The organism is Klebsiella sp. KPN54798 (assembly GCF_021184225.1).
GTDB classification, from domain to species: domain Bacteria; phylum Pseudomonadota; class Gammaproteobacteria; order Enterobacterales; family Enterobacteriaceae; genus Klebsiella; species Klebsiella pneumoniae.
Genome location: NZ_CP089234.1, coordinates 3,064,265 through 3,086,777, shown reverse-complemented (window position 1 = coordinate 3,086,777; position 22,513 = coordinate 3,064,265). Strand labels below are relative to the sequence as shown.

The following is a 22,513-nucleotide window of genomic DNA, read 5'->3' as shown; positions in this document are numbered from 1 at the left end:
AAAAGTAGAGACATTATCGGGGTATAAATTCTAACAGGCAGAACCCACAGGCAGATGATGAACACTTCTGACAACCATGCTTTAGGCGATTTTCTCCGCGCCCGCCGCCAGCGTCTCGATCCGGCAACGTTTGGCTTCCCGGCGGGACGCCGGCGCACCCCGGGGCTGCGCCGCGAAGAGGTCGCGCAGCTCGCCAGCATCAGCCCGACCTGGTATACCTGGCTTGAACAGGGGCGCGGCGGGGCGCCTTCCCGCGAGGTGCTGGAGCGGATCGCCCGCGGTCTGCGGCTGACCACCCCGGAGCGCGAGCATCTGTTTATTCTCGCCTTTGGCCATCCGCCGCAGACGCGTCTGACGGTGACGGATGATATGACGCCGCGGCTGCAGCGGGTGCTTGACGCTTTCACCATTCCGGCGATTATCCGCACCGCCAGCTGGGACGTCATCGCCTGGAACGCGCCGGCGGCCAGGGTGCTGACCGACTACAGCCAACTGCCGCTGGCGGAGCGCAACGTGCTGCGCCGCCTGTTTACCCGGCCGGAGGCCCGCTGCACTCTGGAGGACTGGCAGAGGGTGGGGCAGCTTATCGTCAACGCCTTCCGCGCCGACGTCACGCGGATGGGCGCCACGAAAGAAACTGACCAGTTGATCGCGGAGCTCAGCCAGCAGAGCGTCGAGTTCGCCCGTTTTTGGCAAAGCCATGACGTCGCCGTTCATGGAGAAGGCTATAAGCGCATTAACCACCCGCAGATGGGTCCGCTCGACCTGGAATTTACCTCCTTTGCCGTGGAGGGCCGTCCCGATCTTTCCCTGCTGGTCTTTAATCCGGCAACGACGGAGAGCCAGCGGAAAATTCACGGTTTACTTCAGGGGGCGGGATCCGCGCCGGAGGAGAGCTGAGGGGTAAATTCATACAGCACCAGCGCATTGCTCTGCAGCGAGTCGATCCGCAGCCAATAGCCATCGAGCCTGGCTTCATCCACGCTGAGCGCCGGACGGGCCTGATGCATCAGCCACTGATAATCCTCGGCGTCAGGGCCGCTGCGGCTGCGAAAGGCGTCCACCAGCGGGAACAACGCGCCGTGGTGCTGATCGAACAGGTGCTGTTTGATGCGCCAGCTGCCATCCAGGCCCTGCAGCCGCACGCTGTAGGGCTGGCTGAAGCGCTGGATAAAGGCCGCTTCGCTGGAGAGCCAGGGATTGTAGACCACCGTATTGCGCAGCAGCAGCTGGTAGTGACCCTGGTGGTGGAGCAGCAGCAGGTTTTTATCGTGAACCAAGATCTCGCCGCGCAGCCGCCGCCAGAGCCAGAGTACCCAGTAAACCGGGCGCGGCAGGCCGTGCAGATAGTGCAGCGCCAGGCTGGAGGTATCGAGCTTGCCGTTGGCGCGAGCTTCGCCCTGGAGGCCTGAATTTAACCAGAAGCCCGCCAGCCAGACCTGGTCCGCCACCCCCAGCAGATTATCCATCAGCAGCGCGCCGCGAAAAAAGCGGCCGTTGGTATCCCGCGTATCGCCGGTCAGCGTATTCCAGGAGAGCAGCCACAGCGGCAGGTTGAGCTGACGCTGGCGCAGGGCGCTGTGGATCTGCCGCAACTTGTGCAGCGGATAATGTTCACTGGAGGCCAGGCGGCTGCTGTCAACCTGGGCCAGATCCAGCTGTTCGTTGGCATCTGCCTGGCAGGCGAGAAAATCCGCCTCTGCCAGCAGCGGCGAGTGGAACAGCGGATCGTTCCCGGGATCGCTGGGAGCAAAGCGGTGCCAGATCCCCAGCTGCGGCTGCGGCAGCAGGCGATGAAGGACCCCGCGCTGCTGCCGCCAGGCGGCCTGGCGCGCAGCTTCGCTGGCCTGCGGCGACCAGTGCCAGACAAAGCGCCAGCTGTTGAGCGTGGCTGGCGGAAAATGGTTGGCGGCGAGCTGCAGGAAGCGCTGCAGCAGGTCACTGCGGGTGGTGACGCCGGTGTGCAGGATCACCTGCCAGCCCATCGCCGCCAGCCAGCTAAAAATCTGCTGCAGGTTGTACCAGCAGGCGTAGCCGGCCATCTGCGGATCGTCCCAGCCGGTGCCGAACAGCCGACTGCTGAGAAAGGGATCGTTGATATCGATGGCATACACCGGCAGGGCGTGGTGCAGCTGTTCGAGTTCCCGGCGCACATCTTCGCGCAGCAGATCGTCCAGTTCGCGCACGGTCACCACCATCCGGGTATGGCGCAGCGCTACGGGGCGCGCTGGACGATCGCGCAGATTGATCTCCCGGGTCTGCGGTGGGTTGATCGGCAGGGGGGGACTTTCCCGGTCGCGTGGTTCCGGCTCATTGAGTCGCGCATACAGCCGGTCGGCCGCCACCGGCTGCCAGCGATCGGCCTGCGGCGGGCGCGGTCGGGCAAGCTCCAGAGGATGCTGTTCACGATACTGGCGCGGCGTCACGCCGTGCTGGCGCTTAAACAAATCGCTCATCATTCGCGTACTGGCGAATCCCTGTTCGCGGGCGATTTGCTGGACGGTTTTGCGGGTGGTTAATAGCTGGTCGGCGGCGTGGCGCAGGCGCAGCGCGGTGAGGTACTGGACAAAACTTACCCCGACCTCTTTGCGAAATAAGCGTGACAGCCAGGCCTCGGAGACAAATTCCGCGGCCGCCACCTCCTGCAACGAGAGGCGACGCTGATAGTTAGCGTCGATCCGCGCCACCACGCTGGCTATTCTCCGGCTCCATTTTTCGGTATCGCGCCGGGGCGTGGAGGCGATGGGCTGGCTAAAGCGCGTGGCCAGCAGCAGCGCTATCTCACTCAGCCAGCGGTTGGCCTCCAGTCGGTAATGGCCAGGATGATTGACCAGGCCGCTCACCAGCAGCTGGCGCATCAGGCGACGCAGGCCGTCATCGGCATCCCGGGTGCGCGGCGTTATCTGGTAATCGACGGCAAAAAAGGCATTATCGAGGCGGGCCAGCCAGCTGGCGGAGAGGGTGAGGATCATCACGGCGTTGGCCCCGGCGCTGCGCAGGCTCCAGCGACGGTTGCGGTTAACGATCGCCAGCCCGTCGGCGACGAGCGGCTGCGACGCACCTTCCGCCACCGCCAGATTTACGCTTCCCTCCAGCACCCACAGCAGCGTCAGCAGATCGCTTTCCTGCTGGGTCAGCTGACGCACATCGCGTACGGTGACGCTAAAGTCGCCTGAATGCTGCTCCACATGGCTCTCCTCTGTAGACAAAAAACAACCGGTTGTTTTTTGTCATAACCGATATGTATGAAAAACACTCATTGATTTTTCGTCAATATAAAACAAAAAAGCGCGCCTGCAAGCTGAGCCACCCGCATAAACTCGAAAGTGTCGTGCAAACACAACACAGGAATAACAAAAATGACACATCCGTTGCTAGAAGCATTGCAGGTTAACGAGGCGCAATTTATCGCTCTGCGTCGTCGGTTCCACCAGCAGCCGGAGATCGGCTTTGAAGAGCACCAGACCAGCAGCGAGGTCGCCCGACTGCTTGGCGAGTGGGGATACGAGGTTCACCGCGGCCTGGCGGGCACCGGAGTGGTGGGCACGCTGCGCGTCGGCGAGGGGAAAAAACGCCTTGGCCTGCGGGCGGATATGGATGCCCTGCCGATGCAGGAGCGGAGCGGTAAGCCGTGGGCAAGCCAGGTTGAAGGGCGCTTTCACGGCTGCGGCCATGACGGGCACACCACCACGCTGCTCTACGCAGCTGAATACCTGGCGCGCACCCGCCAGTTTACCGGCACGCTGCAGCTGATTTTCCAGCCCGCGGAAGAGTTGCTGTACGGCGGGCGGGTAATGGTCGAGGACGGTCTGTTTGATCAGTTCCCCTGCGACGCCATCTTCGGCCTGCACAATATGCCGGGTCAGCCGTTGGGCAAGATCGGCCTGCGCGACGGGGCGATGATGGCCTCCTCCGATACGCTGCATATTGAAGTGAAGGGCGTTGGCGGCCACGGCGCGGTGCCGGAGCATACGGTGGATGCCACGCTGGTGGCCTGCCATATTACCCTCGCGCTACAGTCCATTGTCTCGCGCAATATCACCCCGTTTGAACCGGCGGTGGTGACCGTCGGCAGCATCCAGGCCGGTCATGCGCCCAATATCATTAACGATCACGTGCTGATGAAGCTCACGGTGCGCACCCTCAATGAGCAGGTGCGCGAGACCGTGCTGCAGCGGATCCATGATATCGCCGTGGCCCAGGCGGAGAGCTTCAATGCCACCGCCACGCTGACCCACGTCAACGGCAGTCCGGTGTTGCGTAACGATCCGGCGACGAACGCCATGGTGCGGGAGGTGGCGACAGCGCTGTTTGGCGCAGAGCAGGTGGGCGAGGTGAAGCCGTTTATGGGCAGTGAAGATTTTGCCTTCATGCTGGAGCAGCACCCGCATGGCAGCTATTTCACCATCGGCGCCGGCGATGAGCCGGATCGCTGCATGGTGCATAACCCGGGGTATGACTTCAACGACGCGCTGTTGCTGACCGGCGCGGCGCTGTGGTGCGGCCTGACGGAACGCTATCTGCGCTAATCACGAGAAACGGGAGGGCCATGCGATGAGCACTGTCACAATAAGCGACACCCCGTTTGTCGGCAACGATCGCCTGCTGGTGGGGATTGTGTTAAGCGTTTTAACCTTCTGGCTGTTCGCCCAGTCGGTGATTAACGTGGTGCCGGCGATGAAAAGCAGCCTTGATATCTCTCTTGAAACCTTAACCCTGGCCGTCAGTCTCAGCGCGCTGTTCAGCGGCTGCTTCGTGGTCGCCAGCGGCGGCCTGGCGGACAAGTTTGGCCGGATGCGGATGACCACCCTCGGGCTGGGGCTGAGCATCGTCGGCAGCGCCATGCTGGTGGTCGCTCAGGGACCGGGGCTGTTCCTCGCCGGCCGGGTGCTGCAGGGGCTGTCGGCGGCCTGCATTATGCCGGCGACGCTGGCGCTGATTAAGACCTGGTATGAGGGGCGTGCGCGGCAGCGGGCGGTCAGCTTCTGGGTCATCGGCTCGTGGGGCGGCAGCGGTCTCTGTTCCTTCGTTGGCGGGGCTATCGCCACCGGACTGGGCTGGCGCTGGATCTTCGTCTTCTCGATCGCCGTTGCCCTGCTGGCGCTGTTTTTGCTGCGCGGCACGCCGGAGAGCCGCAGCGCCAGCGCCAGCCAGCATAAGCTGGACGTCGGCGGTCTGCTGAGCCTGATTGTTGCGCTGGTGCTGGTGAATCTGTTTATCAGCAAGGGCCACGGCTGGGGCTGGAGCAGCCCGCTGTCGTTGACCATGCTGGCCGGGACGCTGGCGGCGGGGACGATATTTATCCGCAACGGCATGCGCAAAGGCGAGGCGGCGCTGATTGATTTTGCGCTGTTTCGCAATCGGGCCTACGGTGCGGCAGTGCTGTCGAACTTTCTGCTCAATGGGGCGATTGGCACTATGATGATCGCCAGCATCTGGCTGCAGCAAGGGCACCACCTGACGCCGCTGGAGAGCGGGATGATGACCCTCGGCTATCTGGTGACCGTCCTGGCGATGATCCGGGTCGGCGAGAAGCTGCTGCAGCGCTATGGCGCCCGGCTGCCGATGATGGCCGGTCCGGTGTTGACCGCTATCGCCATCGCGCTGATATCCTGCACCTTTCTCGAAAAGGCGCTGTATATCGGGGTGGTGTTCGCCAGCAACGTGCTGTTTGGCCTCGGGCTGGGCTGCTACGCCACGCCATCGACGGATACCGCGGTGGCCAATGCCCCGGAGAACAAAATCGGCGTCGCCTCGGGGATCTATAAGATGGGCAGCTCGCTGGGCGGGGCGATGGGTATCGCCGTGACAGCGTCACTTTTCGCGCTGTTTTTACCGCTGGGCATGGCCCATGCCGCCCAGTATGCCCTGTGGTTTAACGCCGTCTTATGTCTGGGGGCGATGGCGGTGAGTGCGCTGCTGCTGCCGCGCGCCTCTCACAGCTGATGCTTTTTCAGCAGCGCGCGGAGCTGGTGATAGGTTAATCCCAGCAGCTCCGCCGCCTGCTTCTGATGATACTTCGCCTGCTCCAGACTCCGCTGCAGCAGGCGTTTTTCCTGCTGGAACTGGAAATCGCGCAGATCCAGCGGTAGCGCGGGCAGCTCATCGCCGGGCGCGGCTTCCGGCGGAGAGCCGGGGGACTGACGAAAAGGGTTAATAATAATCGCGTCCAGCTCATGTTCGCTGTCGCCGTGGCGATACACCGAGCGCTCAACCACGTTCTTCAGTTCGCGAATATTCCCCGGCCAGCGGTAGCCGAGCAGCGTCGCGGTCGCTCGTTCGCTAAAGCCGGGAAACAGCGGCAGACCGAGTTCGCGGCACATCTGGATGGCAAACTGGTTGGCGAGCAACATGATGTCGCTCTGCCGGTCGCGCAGCGGGGGGAGCTGTACCACGTCGAAGGCCAGGCGGTCGAGCAGGTCGGCGCGAAAATGACCTTCCTCGACCATCTGCGGCAGGTCAGCGTTGGTGGCGCACACCAGCCGGACGTTAACCTGCAGCGGCTGGCTGCCGCCCACGCGCTCCAGCTCGCCATATTCAATCACTCTTAACAGCTTCTCCTGCACCAGCATTGGGGCTGTCGCCAGCTCATCGAGAAACAGCGTCCCGCCGTCGGCGCGCTCGAAGCGCCCGGGATGGCGCTTGCTGGCCCCGGTGAAAGCCCCGGCTTCGTGGCCGAACAGCTCCGAGTCGAGCAGATTATCGTTCAGCGCCGCGCAGTTCAACGAGATAAACGGCCCCTGCCAGCGGCTGGAGAGGTAGTGGAGACGGTTAGCGATAAGCTCTTTCCCGGTGCCGCGCTCGCCGATGACCAGCACCGGTTTATCCAGCGGGGCCAGCCGGGAAACCTGTTCCAGCACCTCGAGAAAGCTGTTGGCCTCGCCCAGCAGATTATCCTTGTACTGCGCCATGATGAATTTCGCCATTAAGTAGTGTAATTAACCAGGTGACTGTAGCAATGCCCAGCACGTTTCGCAACCACCCTGTTTAAAATCAATAAGATAAAAAGTTGGCACGCCATTTGTATTAGCTAAGCCACAGGTGAATGCCTGAAACCAGAACTATGAGGATTGAAATTATGGGTATTTTTTCTCGTTTTGCCGACATCGTGAACGCCAACATCAACTCCCTGCTGGAGAAAGCGGAGGACCCGCAAAAGCTGGTGCGTCTGATGATCCAGGAGATGGAAGACACGCTGGTTGAGGTGCGTTCGACATCGGCCCGCGCGCTGGCGGAAAAGAAACAGCTGTCCCGTCGTATTGAGCAGGCGGTCGCCCAGCAGGCGGAATGGCAGGAAAAAGCCGAGCTGGCCCTGCGCAAAGAGAAAGAGGATCTGGCCCGGGCGGCGCTGATCGAAAAACAAAAGCTGACCGACCTTATCGCTCAGTTGGATCATGAAGTGCAGCTGGTGGATGAAACCCTGGCGCGGATGAAAAAAGAGATTGGCGAGCTGGAGAACAAACTCAGCGAAACCCGCGCCCGTCAGCAGGCGCTGGCGCTGCGCCATCAGGCGGCGAGTTCGTCCCGCGATGTGCGTCGCCAGCTGGACAGCGGTAAACTGGATGAGGCGATGGCGCGCTTTGAATCCTTTGAGCGTCGCATCGATCAGATGGAAGCGGAAGCGGAGAGCCACCGCTTTGGCAAGCAGCAGACGCTGGATCAGCAGTTTGCCGAACTGAAAGCGGACGATGAAATCAGCGAGCAGCTGGCGGCGTTGAAAGCCAAAATGAATCAGTCCAACCAGTAAGTATGATTGCGCGGCGCGGCGTTGCGCCGCGGCTCACCCCCTGTAAGGAGTACACATGAGCATGCTTTTTCTCGCCATTCCGCTGACGCTGTTTGTGCTGTTTGTTCTGCCGGTCTGGCTGTGGCTGCACTACAACAATCGCGGCGCCAACGGCAGTCTGACGCAAAATGAGCAGCAACGGCTGCTGCAGTTGACCGATGACGCGAAGCGGATGCGCGAACGCATTCAGGCGCTGGAAGCGATCCTGGACGCCGAACATCCGAACTGGAGGGACAAATAATGGCCGGGCTGGATCTGAATAAAAAACTGTGGCGTATCCCGCAGCGCGGGATGGTAAAGGGCGTCTGCGCGGGCATTGCTCAGCATCTTGATGTCCCGGTGAAGCTGGTGCGCCTGATTACCGTGCTGGCGATGATTTTCGGCCTCTTTTTCTTTGTCCTGGTGGCCTACATCATTTTGACTTTTGCTCTGGATCCGATACCGGACAGCGAGCTGTACGGTCATAAAGCGCCGAGCAATGGCGATCTGCTGGCCGCCGTGGATGCCGAACTGGCCTCCGGTGAACAGCGTCTGCGTGAAATGGAGCGGTATGTGACCTCCGACACCTTTACGCTGCGCAGCCGCTTTCGCCAGCTGTAAACCCTGTTTCTAACGAATGAGGCAACGCATGAATAGCAAATGGCAACGCGCCGGGCAGCAGGTGAAACCCGGTCTGAAAATCGTCGGTAAGCTGGCGCTGCTGACCGCGCTGCGTTATGGCCCGGCGGGCGTTGCCGGCTGGGCGGTTAAATCGGTCGCGCGTCGGCCGCTGAAAATGCTGCTGGCGGTGGCGCTGGAGCCGCTGCTCAGCCGGCTGGCCAACCGCGTCACGCGCGGGATGAAATAATGCCGCCGTGGGGAAGGCGCAAAAGGATTAACGTTGTCCTGCTTATCCCCGGCAGATAGCTTATGATGACGAGACATACCTTCAGGGCATAACGGACTGGCGATGAAGCGACTGAAAACTGAATTGAATGCGCTGGTCAACCGCGGGGTTGACCGGCATTTACGTCTGGCGGTGACCGGCCTGAGCCGGAGCGGTAAAACGGCGTTTATCACCGCGCTGGTCAACCAGCTGTTGAATATCCACACCGGCGCCCGCCTGCCGCTGCTGAGCGCCGCACGCGAAGAGCGGCTGCTCGGCGTCAAGCGCGTGCCGCAGCGGGACTTTGGCATTCCCCGATTCACCTACGACGAAGGGCTGGCCCAGCTGTACGGCCAGCCCCCCATGTGGCCAACCCCGACGCGCGGGGTGAGCGAGATCCGTCTCGCGCTGCGCTACCGTTCGAATGACTCCCTGCTGCGCCATTTTAAAGATACCTCCACGCTGTATCTGGAGATTGTCGACTATCCGGGCGAGTGGCTGCTCGACCTGCCGATGCTGGCGCAGGATTATCTGAGCTGGTCGCGACAGATGACCGGGCTCCTGCAGGGACAGCGTGCGGAGTGGTCGGCCCGCTGGCGGCAGCTGTGCGCCGGGCTGGATCCGCTAGCCCCTGCCGACGAGGCTCGGCTGGCGGATATCGCTGCCGCCTGGACCGACTATCTCCACGCCTGTAAGCGTGAAGGGCTGCACTTTATCCAACCCGGGCGCTTTGTCCTGCCCGGAGAAATGGCGGGCGCGCCGGCGCTGCAGTTTTTCCCGTGGCCCGACGTCGACGCCGTCGGCGAAGCCAAGCTGGCGCAGGCCGATAAACACAGCAACGCCGGCATGCTGCGCGAACGTTACAAATACTATTGCGAAAGGGTGGTGAAGGGGTTCTACAAAGAGCACTTCCTGCGCTTCGACCGGCAGATTGTGCTGGTGGACTGTCTGCAGCCGCTCAACAGCGGGCCGCAGGCGTTTAACGATATGCGTCTGGCATTGACCCAGCTGATGCAAAGTTTCCATTACGGGCAGCGCACCTTGTTTCGCCGGTTGTTCTCGCCCGTCATCGACAAGCTGCTGTTTGCCGCTACCAAAGCCGATCACGTCACGATCGATCAGCACAGCAATATGGTGTCGCTCCTGCAGCAACTGATTCAGGACGCGTGGCAGAACGCCGCCTTTGAAGGGATCAGTATGGATTGCCTGGGGCTGGCGTCCATTCAGGCGACCCAGAGCGGGCTGATTGAGGTGAACGGCGAGAAAATTCCCGCCCTGCGCGGCAATCGCCTGAGCGACGGCCAGCCGTTGACCATCTATCCCGGTGAGGTGCCGGCGCGCCTGCCGGGCCAGGCCTTCTGGCAGCAGCAGGGATTTCAGTTTGAAAACTTTCGTCCGCAGGTCATGGATGTCGATCGGCCTTTGCCGCACATTCGTCTCGACGCGGCGCTGGAATTTTTGATTGGAGATAAACTGCGATGAGCGAACCGTTAAAACCGCGGATTGATTTTGATGGGCCGCTGCAAGCGGAGAAAATTCCGCCGCTGAAAGGCGCTCGCGCCTTCGACACCCTGGAGGCCGACAACTTCGCGCCAGCGCGGCTGGTGACTGGCGAAGAGGAAGAGGGGGCGGCGGAAGCGGTGGTGGAGTCGGTTCTGCGACCCAAACGCAGCCTGTGGCGGCGGATGGTCAGCGCCGGACTGGCGATCTTCGGCGTCAGCGTCGTGGCGCAAGGCGTGCAATGGACGGCTAACGCCTGGCAGACCCAGGACTGGATTGCGCTGGGCGGCTGCGTCGCCGGGGCGCTGATCGTCGGGGCCGGCGTCGGATCTGTGGCCACCGAGTGGCGCCGTCTGTGGCGACTGCGCCAGCGCGCCCACGAACGCGATGAAGCGCGCGATATGCTGCACAGTCACGCGGTCGGTAAAGCGAAAGCGTTTTGTGAGAAGCTGGCGCAGCAGGCCGGGCTGGATCAATCGCATCCGGCGCTGCAGCGCTGGTATGCCGCGATCCACGAAACGCAAAGCGATCGCGAAGTGGTGAGCCTTTATGCGCAGCTGGTGCAGCCGGTGCTCGATGCCCAGGCGCGGCGGGAAATCAGCCGTTCGGCGGCGGAGTCGACGCTGATGATTGCCGTCAGTCCGCTGGCGCTGGTGGATATGGCGTTTATCGCCTGGCGGAACCTGCGGCTGATCAACCGAATCGCCACGTTGTACGGCATTGAGCTCGGGTATTACAGCCGTCTGCGACTGTTTCGCCTGGTGTTGCTCAATATCGCTTTCGCTGGCGCCAGCGAACTGGTGCGCGAGGTGGGCATGGACTGGATGTCGCAGGATCTGGCGGCCCGGCTGTCGGCGCGCGCCGCGCAGGGCATTGGCGCCGGCCTGCTGACCGCCCGTCTCGGGATCAAGGCGATGGAGCTGTGCCGCCCGCTGCCGTGGATCGCCGATGATAAACCGCGACTCGGCGATTTTCGGCGCGAGCTGATTGGGCAGTTGAAAGAGACCCTGCAGAAAAGCAAAACCCGCCCGGAGAAGTAACCTCCGCTCAGAGACATTGCCGGGCGGCGGCTTCGCCTTGCCCGGCCTTCGACGTCAAGCTCTGGCACGCGCACCCTGGCAATATTCGATTAGGCGCATTCCGCCGCCAGCCACTCGCTGAAGGCGCGAAAGCGCGGGCGGGAACGGTTCTCCTGCGGACAAATCAGGTCATAGCCAAAGGGCGAGGGCGCTTCATTTTCAGACAAGGCCACCAGCCTGCCTGCGTCGAGCAGCGGCTGGATCAGCGTTTTACGCCCCATCACCACGCCGAGTCCATTGAGCGCCATCTCGATGGCCAGCGAGTGGTTATTCACCGCGTAATACCGGCCGTCAAAAGGTAACGCCTGTCCGCTGTGCTGGCACCACAGGCGCCATTCCGCAAATTGATCCTGTACGTCGGTGGATTCGCACGCATGGATCCAGACGAGCGCCGCCGGGTCGCCGCCGCTCAGCGGACGATACTGCTGGCGATAACGCGGGGAGCAGACCGGGAGCAAACTTTCCGCCATCAGCCGCTGTTGATAAAGATCGGGATAGCGCGTGGCGCCGTAGTAAATTGCCAGATCCACCCGCTCCTCGTTAAAATCCATCACCCCGGCGCGCACGCGAAACTGCAGATTCAGTCCCGGCCATTGCGTCTGAAAGCGCGGCAGACGCGGCATTAGCCACAGATGGGCCAGCGTCGGCGCAATACCAATATGCAGCGTGCCGCGCAGATCCTGATCGCGAATATCCTCAATTTCATCGTTAATCGCCCGCAGCGAATGGCTTAACGTCGCCAGCAGCCGCTTACCTTCCTCTGTCAGCGCCAGTTTACGCGTCATGCGGATAAACAGGCGAAACCCGATGTGCATCTCCAGCCTGCGGATCCGATGGCTGACCGCTCCCTGGGTTAGGTTCATTTCATGCGCGGCAAGGGTAAAGCTCAGGTGACGGGCGGTCACCTCAAAGGTCTGCAGCAGCGCAAGGATGCTTTGTTGCTCAAGCACAGATTGTCTCCCTTATGCATTAACTGAGTTCATGCATAGGCCGATTTAATTCGTTTGTTAGGCCAGTTTTGCCGGTTTTAAATAGTTATATCGTAACTAAACCGAGGTATACCATGTCAGGACTCAAAATTGTGGTGATTGGCGGTGGCTCCAGCTACACCCCGGAACTGATTGAAGGTTTGCTCAACCGCTATCATGAAATGCCGGTCGCTTCGCTATGGCTGGTGGACATTGAAGAGGGCAAAGAGAAAGTCGAGATTATCGCCGGACTGGCGCGGCGAATGATCGCCAAAGCCGGGCTGACTATTGAAGTGGTGGCCACCCTTGACCGGGAAAGCGCGCTGCGCAATGCCGATTTCGTCTGCTCGCAGTTTCGCGCCGGCTGCCTTGACGCCCGCATCAGCGATGAACGTATCTCCCTCAAGTATGGCTTGATCGGCCAGGAGACCAATGGCCTTGGCGGCTTCGCCAACGCCTGTCGCACCATTCCCATCGCCCTGGAGATCGCTGCCGATATGGAGCGACTGTGTCCCGACGCCTGGCTGCTGAACTTTACCAACCCGTCGGGGATGGTGACCGAAGCGATCCTGCGCCACAGCCGCATCAAAGCCGTCGGCCTGTGTAACGTGCCGGTGATTATGCAAAAAGGGATAACCACTCTGCTGCAATGCGCTGACGAAAAAGAGGTGGTGATGCAGGTCGCCGGCCTGAACCACTTTATCTTCGTGCGCCAGATCCTGCACAAAGGTAAAGAATGGCTGCCGGAGGTGATAGCCGAGATCAACGCCGGTCGGGATCCGCTGGTGCCGCGCAACATTCCGCCGTTCCGTTGGCCGTCGCATCTGCTGCAGGGCTTAGGCATGATCCCCTGCGCCTATCTGCGTTATTACTACATGAAAGACGATCTGCTGCGCCAGGAGCTGGCGGAGGCGGGCGGCGAAGGAACCCGGGGGGAAGTGGTTAAGCAGCTGGAAAAAATCTTGTTTGACCAGTACCGCGACCCTCACCTGGCGGTCAAACCGAAGGCGCTGGAAGGGCGCGGCGGCCAGTACTATTCCGAGGCGGCCTGCGAGCTGATGAATGCCATCTACAACGACAAGCGGATTATCATGCACGTCAATACGCGTAATAACGGCGCCATCAATGGCCTGCCGGATGACTGCGCGGTAGAGGTCAGCTCGCTGATTACCGCTTCTGGTCCGCTACCTCTCAATGTGGCGCCGTTCCCGGAAGATACCCTGCGTTTGCTGCAGCTGATGAAATCATTTGAACGGCTGACTATCGAGGCCGCGCTCACCGGCAACCGCCACACCGCATGGCGTGCTCTGATGCTGAATCCGCTGATCGTCAGCGGCGAGAAGCTCGAACTGGCGTTGGATGAGGTGATCGCTGAGAACCGTCAGTGGCTGCCTGCTTTCCACGCCTGACCCAAGACTCACCGGCCGCCTGGCCGGTGATTTAACCACTGACCGTCTGACTTTACGCCACAGCGCCCATTTTTCCGCCACACTGTCAATAATTGTTGACAGTTAGCTTCCCGAAAACCCATTCCTGGCCTATTATTCTCCCGTCATTGGCACTTTTAGGGTGAACACTCCCATGCGTCTTGAAGTCTTTTGTGAAGACCGTCTCGGTCTGACTCGTGAATTGCTCGATTTGCTGGTGCTGCGTGGTATTGACCTGCGCGGTATCGATATTGACCCTATTGGCCGAATTTACCTCAATTTCGCCGAACTGGAATTCGCCACGTTCAGCAGCCTGATGGCTGAGATCCGCCGTATCGCCGGCGTGACGGACGTGCGCACCGTGCCGTGGATGCCGTCTGAACGTGAACACCTGGCGCTCAGCGCGCTGCTGGTAGCGATGCCGGAGCCGGTGCTGTCGCTGGATACCAAAGGTCGGGTGGAACTGGCGAACCCCGCCAGCTGCCTGCTGTTTGGCCAAAGCCAGGCGAAGCTGCGTAACCACCCGGTGGCCCAGCTGATCGCCGATTTTAACGTTCAGCGCTGGCTGGAGAGCAGCCCGCAGGAGACGCATGCGGAGCATGTGGTGGTGAATGGGCAGAACTACCTGCTGGAAGTGACTCCGGTCTATCTGGAAGGCGAGCATAACGAGCGAGTGCTGACCGGCGCCGTGGCGATGTTGCGCTCAACCGTGCGCATGGGACGCCAGCTGCAGACCATGACCAGCCAGGATACCAGCGCCTTCAGTCAGATCCTCGCGGTGGGGCCGAAAATGCGCCACGTGGTGGAGCAAGCGCGCAAGCTGGCGATGCTCAGCGCGCCGCTGCTGATTGTCGGCGACACCGGCACCGGTAAAGATCTGCTGGCCCATGCCTGCCATCTGGCCAGTCCGCGGGCGGGCAAACCCTATCTGGCGCTCAACTGCGGCTCCATTCCCGAGGACGCGGTCGAGAGCGAGTTGTTTGGCGACGCGCTGCAGGGCAAGAAGGGCTTCTTCGAGCAGGCCAACGGCGGCTCGGTGCTGCTGGATGAAATTGGCGAGATGTCGCCGCGCATGCAGACCAAGCTGCTGCGCTTTCTCAACGACGGCACCTTCCGCCGCGTTGGCGAGGATCATGAAGTGCACGTCGATGTGCGGGTGATCTGCGCGACGCAGAAAAACCTGATCGAGCTGGTGCAGAAAGGGCTTTTCCGCGAAGATCTCTACTATCGCCTCAACGTCCTGACGCTGTATCTGCCGCCGCTGCGCGATTGCCCGCAGGACATCATGCCGCTGACGGAGCTGTTCGTGGCCCGCTTTGCCGACGAGCAGGGGATCCCGCGGCCGAAGCTCTCTGCCGATCTCAGTACGGTGCTTACCCGCTACAGCTGGCCCGGCAACGTCCGCCAGCTGAAGAATGCCGTCTATCGCGCACTGACCCAGCTGGAAGGATTTGAGCTGCGTCCACAGGACATTCTGCTGCCGGACCATGACGTTGCCTCGCTGCCGGTGGGCGAGGAGGCCATGGAAGGGTCGCTGGACGACATCACCCGCCGCTTTGAGCGCTCGGTGCTGACCCAGCTCTATCGCAGCTACCCCAGCACACGTAAGCTGGCGAAGCGGCTGGGGGTGTCGCATACCGCCATCGCCAATAAGCTGCGTGAATATGGTCTGAGTCAGAAAAAGGGCGACGAATAATCCCGCCAGGCCGGCGACTCACGTCGCCGGCATCCCGGCCTGCAAAGCGGGCCAAACCTGTATATACTGGTTTTTTAATCCTTTTTCCGGGGTGGTGCATCTTGGCGTCGCGTCGCGCGATCGGGCACTGGCTGATATTGCTGCTGCTCTCTGTTCTCTTTTCCTCGCTGCTGTTACGAATACACCTGCCGGCAGCGCTGCTGCTGGGGCCGCTGATCGCCGGTCTCATTTTGAGCCTGCGCGGGGTGAAGTTGAGCATCCCTCGCCCCTGTTATCTGGCGGCGCAGGCCATTGTCGGCTGCATGATCGCCCGGGCGATTAATCCCTCTGTTTTTGGCGTGCTGTTCAACAACTGGGCGCTGGTGCTGGCGATCCTGTTGACCACCCTGGCGATAAGCGGCCTTACCGGCTGGCTGCTGGTCCGCTACAGCGCGTTGCCGGGCGCCACTGGCGCCTGGGGAAGCTCTCCCGGCGGCGCGTCGGCAATGGTGGTGATGGCCCAGGAGTACGGGGCCGATGTGCGGCTGGTGGCGCTGATGCAGTATCTGCGGGTGCTGTTTGTCGTCGGCGCGGCGGCGCTGGTGGTGCGCTATGCCCTGGGCAATGAAGCACAGGAAATGACTCAGGATATTGTCTGGTTTCCATCGTTGACCCTGAATTTCCCTTTCACGCTGCTGCTGACGGCGGTGGCCTGTTGGCTGGGCATGCGGCTGCGCATCCCCTCCGGGGCCATGCTGCTGCCGATGCTGCTTGGCGCCCTGGCCCAGGGCGGCGGCTGGCTGATGCTGGAGCTGCCGGAGTGGCTGCTGGCGATGGCCTATGCGGTGCTGGGCTGGACGGTGGGGCTCCAGTTTAATAAAGCCATTTTTCTGCTGGCCCTCAAGACGCTGCCGCAGATTATCGCCTCCATCCTCGGACTGATCCTGATGTGCGCCCTGATGGCCCTTGCCCTGACCCACATTCTGCAGATGGACTTTATGACCGCCTATCTGGCCACCAGCCCCGGCGGGCTGGACACGGTGGCGATTATCGCCGCCGGCACCCGGGCGGACATGTCGTTTATTATGGCGCTACAGACGCTGCGGCTGTTTACCATTTTGCTGACCGGCCCGGCGATGGCGCGGGCTATCTCCCGCTATGCGCCGCGGCAATAAAAAGCCCTCGCAGAGCGAGGGCTGGGCAGATCGAATGTCCGCGAGCGCGATGCGCCCGGGCAATCTGTTATCAGGCTTTCAGGGCGGCCAGCGCGGCGTCGTAGTCCGGCTCTTCGGTGATTTCGTTCACCAGCTGGCTGTAGACGACCTGATCGTTTTCATCGATAACGACCACCGCACGGGCAGCCAGGCCAGCCAGCGGACCGGTGGCGATGGCGACGCCGTAGTCAGCGAGGAAGGACGCGCCGCGCAGCGTGGACAGGGTGACCACATTGCTCAGGCCTTCCGCGCCGCAGAAGCGGGACTGGGCGAACGGCAGGTCAGCGGAAATGCACAGCACTACGGTGTTGTCCAGTTCAGCGGCCAGCTGGTTGAATTTACGCACTGATGCGGCACACACGCCGGTATCAATGCTCGGGAAAATATTCAGTACTTTACGTTTGCCGGCGTACTGGCTCAGCGCGACGTCAGAGAGATCTTTGGCGACCAGCGTAAACGGCTGCGCTTTAGCGCCTGCCTGCGGAATGGTGCCCTGAACAGAAACGGGGTTGCCCTGGAAATGCACGGTTTGTGACATGGTTATCTTCCTGTTTACATATAGTTAACGTCGCGAGTAGTGTATGACATCCGCCAGCTACACGGCAAACCCTATTTAACATTTACCAGAGAGGACAAGGGAATGCGTAACGTGCGAGTGTATGAGGAAGCCTGGCCGCTCCATACCCCTTTTGTGATCGCCCGCGGTAGCCGCAGCGAGGCAAAAGTGGTGGTAGTGGAACTGGAAGAGGACGGCGTGAAAGGGGTAGGCGAATGCACACCCTATCCCCGCTATGGCGAGAGCATCGCCTCGGTCATGGCCCAGGTGATGGCGATCGGCGAGCAACTGGAGGCGGGGCTTACCCGCGAACAGCTGCAGCGGCTGCTGCCGGCAGGCGCCGCCCGCAATGCCATTGACTGCGCGCTATGGGATCTGCAGGCCCGGCGCGAAGGCAAAACCTTGGCCCAGCTGTTGGGCGTGGCGTTGCCTGACCGGGTGATTACCGCCCAGACGGTGGTCATTGGCACGCCGGATCAGATGGCGGCCAGCGCCGCGGCGCTGTGGCAGGCAGGGGCCCAGCTGTTGAAGGTGAAGCTCGACGATCGACTGATCAGCGAGCGGCTAATCGCTATCCGCCAGGCGGCGCCGGAGGCTACGCTGATTGTTGACGCCAATGAGTCCTGGCACAGCGAGGGGCTGGCGGCGCGCTGTCAGCTGCTGGCGGACCTCGGTGTGGCGATGCTTGAGCAGCCGCTCCCCGCCGACGACGACTCGGCGCTGGAAAACTTCGTTCATCCGCTGCCGATTTGCGCCGACGAGAGCTGCCACACCCGGGAGAGCCTGCCGCGGCTGCGCGGGCGCTATGAGATGGTCAATATCAAACTGGATAAAACGGGCGGCCTGACCGAAGCGCTGGCTCTGGCCGGGGAGGCGGAACGGCAGGGATTTGAACGGATGCTGGGCTGTATGCTCTGCACCTCGCGCGGGATCGCCGCCGCGCTCCCTCTGGCGCCGCTGGCGCGCTTCGCTGACCTCGACGGCCCGACATGGCTGGCGGTGGACGTTGAGCCGGCGCTGCTGTTCAGCACCGGCGTGCTTCATCTTTAAGCCTGCCAGCGCAGCAGATCGGTCATCGCCGGCAGGTAACGCTCCGTTGCCTCGTCGGCGGAGACCGGCGGGAACTCGGCGGTGATGCAGGGGAGTCCGATATCGGCGCACCAGCTGCCAAAGGAGCCCGGCGTGTCGTAGCCCACGCTGCCCACCAGCGGCAGGGAGAAGGCGTCGGCCAGCCAGCGACCCAGCGGGCTGTGGCCCGGATCTTCGATGCAGGCCAGCGGATCGTGAAAGGAGACTACCCACGCCGGATGAATCTGATGGATCAACTGACACAGGGCCTCGGTCTCCCGTTCCGAACCCGGCTGCTCGCCGGTCAACAGCACCACGTCGCGCTCCGCCGCCGCGCTATTCCAGCGGTAAACCGTTTCCCCTTGCTTCCAGTTGGCTGCCGGAAAGTTACGGTTGAGGTCAACGCCGCGGGCATTGGCGCGCAGCCCGAGCTGACAGCCGTCAGGATTGACCGTCAGCACCACGTGGTGGCGGCGCAGCTCGGGTTTCAGGGTGCGCAGGGCGCAGGAGAGGGTCACAATCGACGAATTCTCATCACCGTGGGTACCGGCAATAATCAGCCCGCTACGGCTGTCGGCCTGCGGCGCAGGAAACCACAGCAGCGGCGCGCCCAGTTCCGAGCTGCCATACTGCCGGGTTCCCGGCGGAAAGTCGCCGCGCTGCGGGCGAGGACGTGAAATAGACATAGGGCTTCCTGTGTGTCGTTATTATTTAGTGTTGGCGAAAAGCGTATCGGGATCAAACCCATTCCCTGAGGCGTGAAATCCGACGGCACATCAATTTTCTATCATATGTCGTTTGCAATTTCAGGAGATGAAACAAATAATTATCGCTCTGTTGGCGGTATTTTTTTCATTTTAAAGGGGATCTTATGAAGTATCCTGTCGCTTTGACATGCGGCGCGCTGTGGTTAGCCAGCGTATCTTCTCTGGCCTGGGCGGCTGACGTACCGCCGGGCACGGTACTGGCGGAAAAACAGCTGTTAGTGCGCCATATCAAAGATGAACCCGCCTCGTTAGATCCCGCCAAAGCGGTGGGCCTGCCGGAAATCCAGGTGATCCGCGATCTGTTTGAAGGTTTAGTCAATCAGGATGCGAAAGGCAACCTGGTTCCAGGCGTAGCGACCCGCTGGCAGAGCAACGATAACCGCGTCTGGACCTTTACCCTGCGTGATAACGCCCGCTGGTCCGACGGCACGCCGGTTACCGCCGAAGATTTCGTCTATAGCTGGCAGCGTCTGGTGGATCCGAAAACCACTTCGCCGTTCGCCTGGTTCGCGGCGCTGGCGGGGATCGCTAACGCGCAGAACATTATTGACGGCAAAGCCGCGCCGGAGACCCTGGGAGTCACCGCCGTCGACGCCCACACCCTGCGGGTGCAGCTGGATAAACCACTGCCGTGGTTCAGCAACCTGACCGCCAGCTTTGCCTTCTATCCGGTGCAAAAGGCGAATGTCGACAGCGGGGCGAACTGGACGCGGCCCGGCAGCCTGGTGGGCAACGGCGCCTATGTTCTGAAAGACCGCGTGGTCAATGAGAAGCTGGTGGTGGTGCCGAACACGCACTACTGGGATAACGCCAAAACGGTGATCCAGCAGGTCACCTTTGTGCCGATTAACCAGGAGTCCGCCGCCACCAAGCGCTATCTTGCAGGGGATATCGATATCACCGAGTCTTTCCCGAAAAATATGTACCAGAAACTGCTGAAGGATATTCCGGGGCAGGTGTATACCCCGCCGCAGCTGGGTACCTACTATTACGCTTTCAATACCCAAAAGGGGCCGACGGCGGATGAGCGGGTACGCCTGGCGCTGAGCATGACCATCGATCGCCGGGTGATGGCGGAGAAAGTATTGGGGACCGGGGAAAAACCGGCCTGGCGCTTCACGCCGGACGTGACGGCGGGCTTCACCCCCCAGCCGTCACAGTTTGAGAGCATGAGTCAGGCTGAGCTTAATGCCCAGGCGAAAGCCCTGCTGGCTGCCGCTGGCTATGGCCCGAATCGTCCGCTGAAGCTGACGCTGCTGTATAACACCTCTGAGAACCACCAGAAAATTGCCATCGCGGTGGCGTCGATGTGGAAGAAAAACCTCGGCGTGGAAGTGAAGCTGCAGAACCAGGAGTGGAAAACCTATATCGACAGCCGTAACACCGGCAATTTCGACGTGATCCGCGCTTCGTGGGTAGGGGACTACAACGAGCCGTCCACCTTCCTGTCGCTGCTGACCTCCACCCACAGCGGAAATATCTCGCGCTTTAACGATCCGGCGTACGACAAAATCCTCGCCCAGGCGGCGGTAGAGAATTCGGCCAAAGCGCGTAACGACGATTACAACGCGGCGGAAAAGATCATTATGGTCAAAGCGCCGATCGCGCCGATCTACCAGTACACTAACGGCCGATTGATTAAGCCGTGGCTGAAAGGCTACCCGATCACCAACCCGGAAGATGTGGCCTACAGCCGTACCATGTATATCGTGAAGCACTAACCGGTACTGGTTGCCTGATAACGCAAGGTAACCACGTATAAACCCAGAGCTGGCGCGTCTTGCCGCGCCAGTTTCTCCTTCTGTAGGGCGTCGCGCAGCGGTATTCGCCTGCTGTGTCGGTGGGGGGCGGGCAGCGGAAGCATATAGAGCGATGAACGTTCGGCGGCGGTACACAGACTAAAGCCCGTCTGGCGCATTGCGGCGCCAACCGTATCGGGAAGGTTAATTTCGACGGGCTGTAGCAGCAGGCTCATCCGGCCGGTTTCGGTTTGAGTTCTACTAGAGTGTAGCGCTGCTGGCGCTCGGTAAATTGCGGCGTAAAGGGGGCTACACCGGTATTGGCGGAAACAGGCAACGGTTTCTGGCGTAGAGCGCAGTGGCTAATAAACAGGGCGAAAACATACAGTAAACACAGAGCGTCATTCTTCATGGCGAGGCATCCGGCAGAAAATGGTGTTCATCCTGCAAGTAGCGTGACTCTCGGATGGCCGATCTTGCTTAGTGTTCCGGCAATTTTTTTCTCATTACTGTTTTGTAATTATTATTTTTTATGCATGTCAAGGCTACGAGAAAATACTGTTAAAAAAATAAATCGAGCTCTTTTAATTCTGTGTTCAATCATATTGTTTATTTCGAAGATGTTAACGAATGGTTTTGTCAATGAAGTCTTTGATATTAGTGTTGCTAAAATTGCTTATGTTGGGTGGACTTTTTCAATCTTATTTTCTATCCCATTTTTTGTGATTGCTTCCTATTTTAGTTGTATGGCTATAGGGGCGGTAACTGATTCATCGCGGGTTAAAAGAATTAAAATACCTTCGATGGTGCATACTTCAATTCTTTGTCTGTCAGGTGTTTTTTTTAATTATCGGTTATACTTCCTATTTCATTAGCGCTGGTGGATTGTTTAATGCTGTGGCGAAAGAAGTTTACCGTTATGATACCAGAAGCTCTTTTCAATGTAATGATAAATACTGGATTATTCCTGAATTAGGTAGAGAAGCCAGATATCTGATGGACACACCAAATAATTATAGAGCGATATAAATTGAAAACAATTCTGTTCATGTGACTGCTGTGGTGTGTAAGAAAGATGGTGGTTATACCCGTTATCCTATTGAAAGTGCAGAAGATATATTAAAAAATCCCGCTTCCAAAGGAGCCTGACTGTCACCACTTATTGGACGTTGAATCTGGATATGCCGTCGATGCTGGAGCTTCCGGCGACGTGTCTTCAGCCTGTTCAGATGATTTGGACTTCGCCTGATAACCCTCCTCGCCATCGATTTTAATCCAGTGGATAAAGATAGCCAGGCCTTCAGGCTTACATCCTGCTTCCTGGCATATTTCCCTTTGGTATGGGTATAAATATCGGTCCACAAATCGCCGAGACTAAAGCCAATCAGCACTTTTTTCCCGGCGTCCACGGCATCATTGTAGCGGCGGATCAGATGTTACGCCTCATCGCCTGAAACCCGAATATCAAAATAGCGATATTCCGGTTTGGTGGTAGGACCGTTCAGTGCCGCGATGGCGCACGCAAGGAAGCTGTCGCCTTTTTTAGGGTGCACGTCGCGGATGCGGCGGAGATAGTCCAGACCGTTAATTTGCAGGGTAAAGTACGGCGCAGGGGGCGTTGAGGTTGTCATGGCTGACCCCCTGAAGTTGATAAAAAAGGGAACAGTGTCGAAGGAGCTGTTACTGGCATTGAAACCATCCGCATGAGGACATTGACTCGTTGTGCGAGAAAGCTGTCCTGGATATAGCCCGGCGATCCGCAGAATGCGAACCGGCCGTGATGCCAGGGACGCTGACGCCAGCGCGGCGGAAAATAGCGTCATGTGGCAACGATGCGCAGCGGCGTAGGAGAGGGAGGAGCATGCGTCA

General features: G+C 60.2%; 21 protein-coding genes and 1 pseudogene. 15 read left to right on the top strand and 7 right to left on the bottom strand.

The genetic code is table 11. From position 1 onward, the window contains the following. Positions 1-57: 57 nt before the first annotated feature. A complete protein-coding gene (locus tag LPQ25_RS14925) occupies positions 58-900 on the top strand; it encodes a helix-turn-helix transcriptional regulator (RefSeq protein WP_014907756.1) in 843 nt (280 codons plus the stop codon). Here the strand turns inward: LPQ25_RS14925 and LPQ25_RS14920 are convergent. Beyond that, positions 867-3,188, bottom strand: coding sequence for a helix-turn-helix domain-containing protein (locus LPQ25_RS14920; protein WP_014907755.1), 2,322 nt, complete (start codon positions 3,186-3,188; stop codon positions 867-869). The two genes, LPQ25_RS14925 and LPQ25_RS14920, sit on opposite strands and share 34 nt — an antisense overlap. Before the next feature lie 171 nt (positions 3,189-3,359). Between LPQ25_RS14920 and LPQ25_RS14915 the strand changes: the two genes are divergently transcribed. Together LPQ25_RS14915 and LPQ25_RS14910 are read left to right on the top strand one after the other, a co-directional pair. Further along, entirely contained in the window at positions 3,360-4,529 is a 1,170-nt protein-coding gene (locus LPQ25_RS14915) for a M20 aminoacylase family protein (RefSeq protein ID WP_002901900.1), read from the top strand. Positions 4,530-4,554: 25 nt separating this feature from the next. After that, complete coding sequence (locus LPQ25_RS14910; protein WP_014907754.1) at positions 4,555-5,946, top strand: MFS transporter; 1,392 nt, start codon at positions 4,555-4,557, stop codon at positions 5,944-5,946. On the opposite strand, the gene pspF is transcribed toward LPQ25_RS14910, so the two are convergent. Beyond that, entirely contained in the window at positions 5,937-6,926 is a 990-nt protein-coding gene (gene pspF / locus LPQ25_RS14905) for a phage shock protein operon transcriptional activator (RefSeq protein WP_009309090.1), read from the bottom strand. The two genes, LPQ25_RS14910 and pspF, sit on opposite strands and share 10 nt — an antisense overlap. Before the next feature lie 152 nt (positions 6,927-7,078). Here pspF and pspA point away from each other — a divergent pair, with 152 nt between their 5' ends. From pspA to LPQ25_RS14875, 6 genes are all read left to right on the top strand, one after another. After that, complete coding sequence (gene pspA / locus LPQ25_RS14900; protein WP_002901908.1) at positions 7,079-7,747, top strand: phage shock protein PspA; 669 nt, start codon at positions 7,079-7,081, stop codon at positions 7,745-7,747. Positions 7,748-7,802: 55 nt separating this feature from the next. Next, the gene (gene pspB, locus LPQ25_RS14895) at positions 7,803-8,027 is read left to right on the top strand and encodes an envelope stress response membrane protein PspB (RefSeq protein WP_002901911.1); all 225 of its coding nucleotides are present in this window, start codon (positions 7,803-7,805) and stop codon (positions 8,025-8,027) included. After that, a complete protein-coding gene (pspC, locus tag LPQ25_RS14890; protein WP_002901913.1) occupies positions 8,027-8,386 on the top strand; it encodes an envelope stress response membrane protein PspC in 360 nt (119 codons plus the stop codon). Before pspB ends, pspC begins: the two co-directional genes overlap by 1 nt. Before the next feature lie 28 nt (positions 8,387-8,414). Beyond that, positions 8,415-8,633, top strand: coding sequence for a phage shock protein PspD (gene pspD, locus LPQ25_RS14885; RefSeq protein ID WP_002901915.1), 219 nt, complete (start codon positions 8,415-8,417; stop codon positions 8,631-8,633). Positions 8,634-8,735: 102 nt separating this feature from the next. After that, positions 8,736-10,133 carry a YcjX family GTP-binding protein gene (locus tag LPQ25_RS14880; protein ID WP_002901917.1) on the top strand — a complete coding sequence of 466 codons (1,398 nt, stop codon included), beginning with the start codon at positions 8,736-8,738 and terminating at the stop codon, positions 10,131-10,133. After that, the gene (locus LPQ25_RS14875) at positions 10,130-11,191 is read left to right on the top strand and encodes a TIGR01620 family protein (RefSeq protein WP_014907753.1); all 1,062 of its coding nucleotides are present in this window, start codon (positions 10,130-10,132) and stop codon (positions 11,189-11,191) included. The genes LPQ25_RS14880 and LPQ25_RS14875 overlap by 4 nt, the downstream gene beginning before the upstream one ends. A gap of 89 nt (positions 11,192-11,280) precedes the next feature. Here the strand turns inward: LPQ25_RS14875 and LPQ25_RS14870 are convergent, their stop codons facing one another. Beyond that, on the bottom strand, positions 11,281-12,135 hold the full coding sequence (locus tag LPQ25_RS14870; RefSeq protein WP_002901974.1) for a LysR substrate-binding domain-containing protein: 855 nt from the start codon (positions 12,133-12,135) through the stop codon (positions 11,281-11,283). 158 nt (positions 12,136-12,293) lie between these two features. On the opposite strand from LPQ25_RS14870, the gene LPQ25_RS14865 reads away from it, so the two are divergent. The 3 genes from LPQ25_RS14865 to LPQ25_RS14855 all read left to right on the top strand — a co-directional run bounded on the left by LPQ25_RS14865 (position 12,294) and on the right by LPQ25_RS14855 (position 16,475). Then, entirely contained in the window at positions 12,294-13,607 is a 1,314-nt protein-coding gene (locus LPQ25_RS14865; protein WP_014907752.1) for a 6-phospho-beta-glucosidase, read from the top strand. A gap of 172 nt (positions 13,608-13,779) precedes the next feature. Then, on the top strand, positions 13,780-15,321 hold the full coding sequence (gene tyrR, locus LPQ25_RS14860) for a transcriptional regulator TyrR (RefSeq protein WP_002901979.1): 1,542 nt from the start codon (positions 13,780-13,782) through the stop codon (positions 15,319-15,321). Positions 15,322-15,422: 101 nt separating this feature from the next. After that, the gene (locus LPQ25_RS14855; RefSeq protein WP_004176450.1) at positions 15,423-16,475 is read left to right on the top strand and encodes an AbrB family transcriptional regulator; all 1,053 of its coding nucleotides are present in this window, start codon (positions 15,423-15,425) and stop codon (positions 16,473-16,475) included. A gap of 70 nt (positions 16,476-16,545) precedes the next feature. Here LPQ25_RS14855 and tpx read toward each other — a convergent pair whose 3' ends face one another. Beyond that, positions 16,546-17,052 (bottom strand): thiol peroxidase, encoded by a 507-nt coding sequence (gene tpx / locus LPQ25_RS14850; RefSeq protein ID WP_004152131.1) that lies wholly within the window; start codon positions 17,050-17,052, stop codon positions 16,546-16,548. Between the two features lie 102 nt (positions 17,053-17,154). On the opposite strand from tpx, the gene ycjG reads away from it, so the two are divergent. Beyond that, the gene (gene ycjG / locus LPQ25_RS14845; RefSeq protein ID WP_014907750.1) at positions 17,155-18,120 is read left to right on the top strand and encodes an L-Ala-D/L-Glu epimerase; all 966 of its coding nucleotides are present in this window, start codon (positions 17,155-17,157) and stop codon (positions 18,118-18,120) included. Here the strand turns inward: ycjG and mpaA are convergent. After that, on the bottom strand, positions 18,117-18,824 hold the full coding sequence (gene mpaA, locus LPQ25_RS14840) for a murein tripeptide amidase MpaA (protein WP_004152134.1): 708 nt from the start codon (positions 18,822-18,824) through the stop codon (positions 18,117-18,119). The genes ycjG and mpaA overlap by 4 nt on opposite strands. Before the next feature lie 72 nt (positions 18,825-18,896). Here mpaA and LPQ25_RS14835 point away from each other — a divergent pair, with 72 nt between their 5' ends. Next, positions 18,897-19,013 carry a hypothetical protein gene (locus LPQ25_RS14835; RefSeq protein WP_004148146.1) on the top strand — a complete coding sequence of 39 codons (117 nt, stop codon included), beginning with the start codon at positions 18,897-18,899 and terminating at the stop codon, positions 19,011-19,013. Further along, the gene (locus LPQ25_RS14830) at positions 19,010-20,626 is read left to right on the top strand and encodes a peptide ABC transporter substrate-binding protein (protein WP_004176446.1); all 1,617 of its coding nucleotides are present in this window, start codon (positions 19,010-19,012) and stop codon (positions 20,624-20,626) included. The genes LPQ25_RS14835 and LPQ25_RS14830 overlap by 4 nt, the downstream gene beginning before the upstream one ends. A 250-nt stretch (positions 20,627-20,876) precedes the next feature. Here LPQ25_RS14830 and LPQ25_RS14825 read toward each other — a convergent pair whose 3' ends face one another. Both LPQ25_RS14825 and LPQ25_RS14820 read right to left on the bottom strand, forming a co-directional pair. After that, complete coding sequence (locus LPQ25_RS14825) at positions 20,877-21,056, bottom strand: hypothetical protein (protein ID WP_014907748.1); 180 nt, start codon at positions 21,054-21,056, stop codon at positions 20,877-20,879. A 679-nt stretch (positions 21,057-21,735) separates the two neighbouring features. Next, a pseudogene (locus tag LPQ25_RS14820) lies at positions 21,736-22,275 on the bottom strand (DUF3577 domain-containing protein). Between the last annotated feature and the right edge of the window lie 238 nt (positions 22,276-22,513).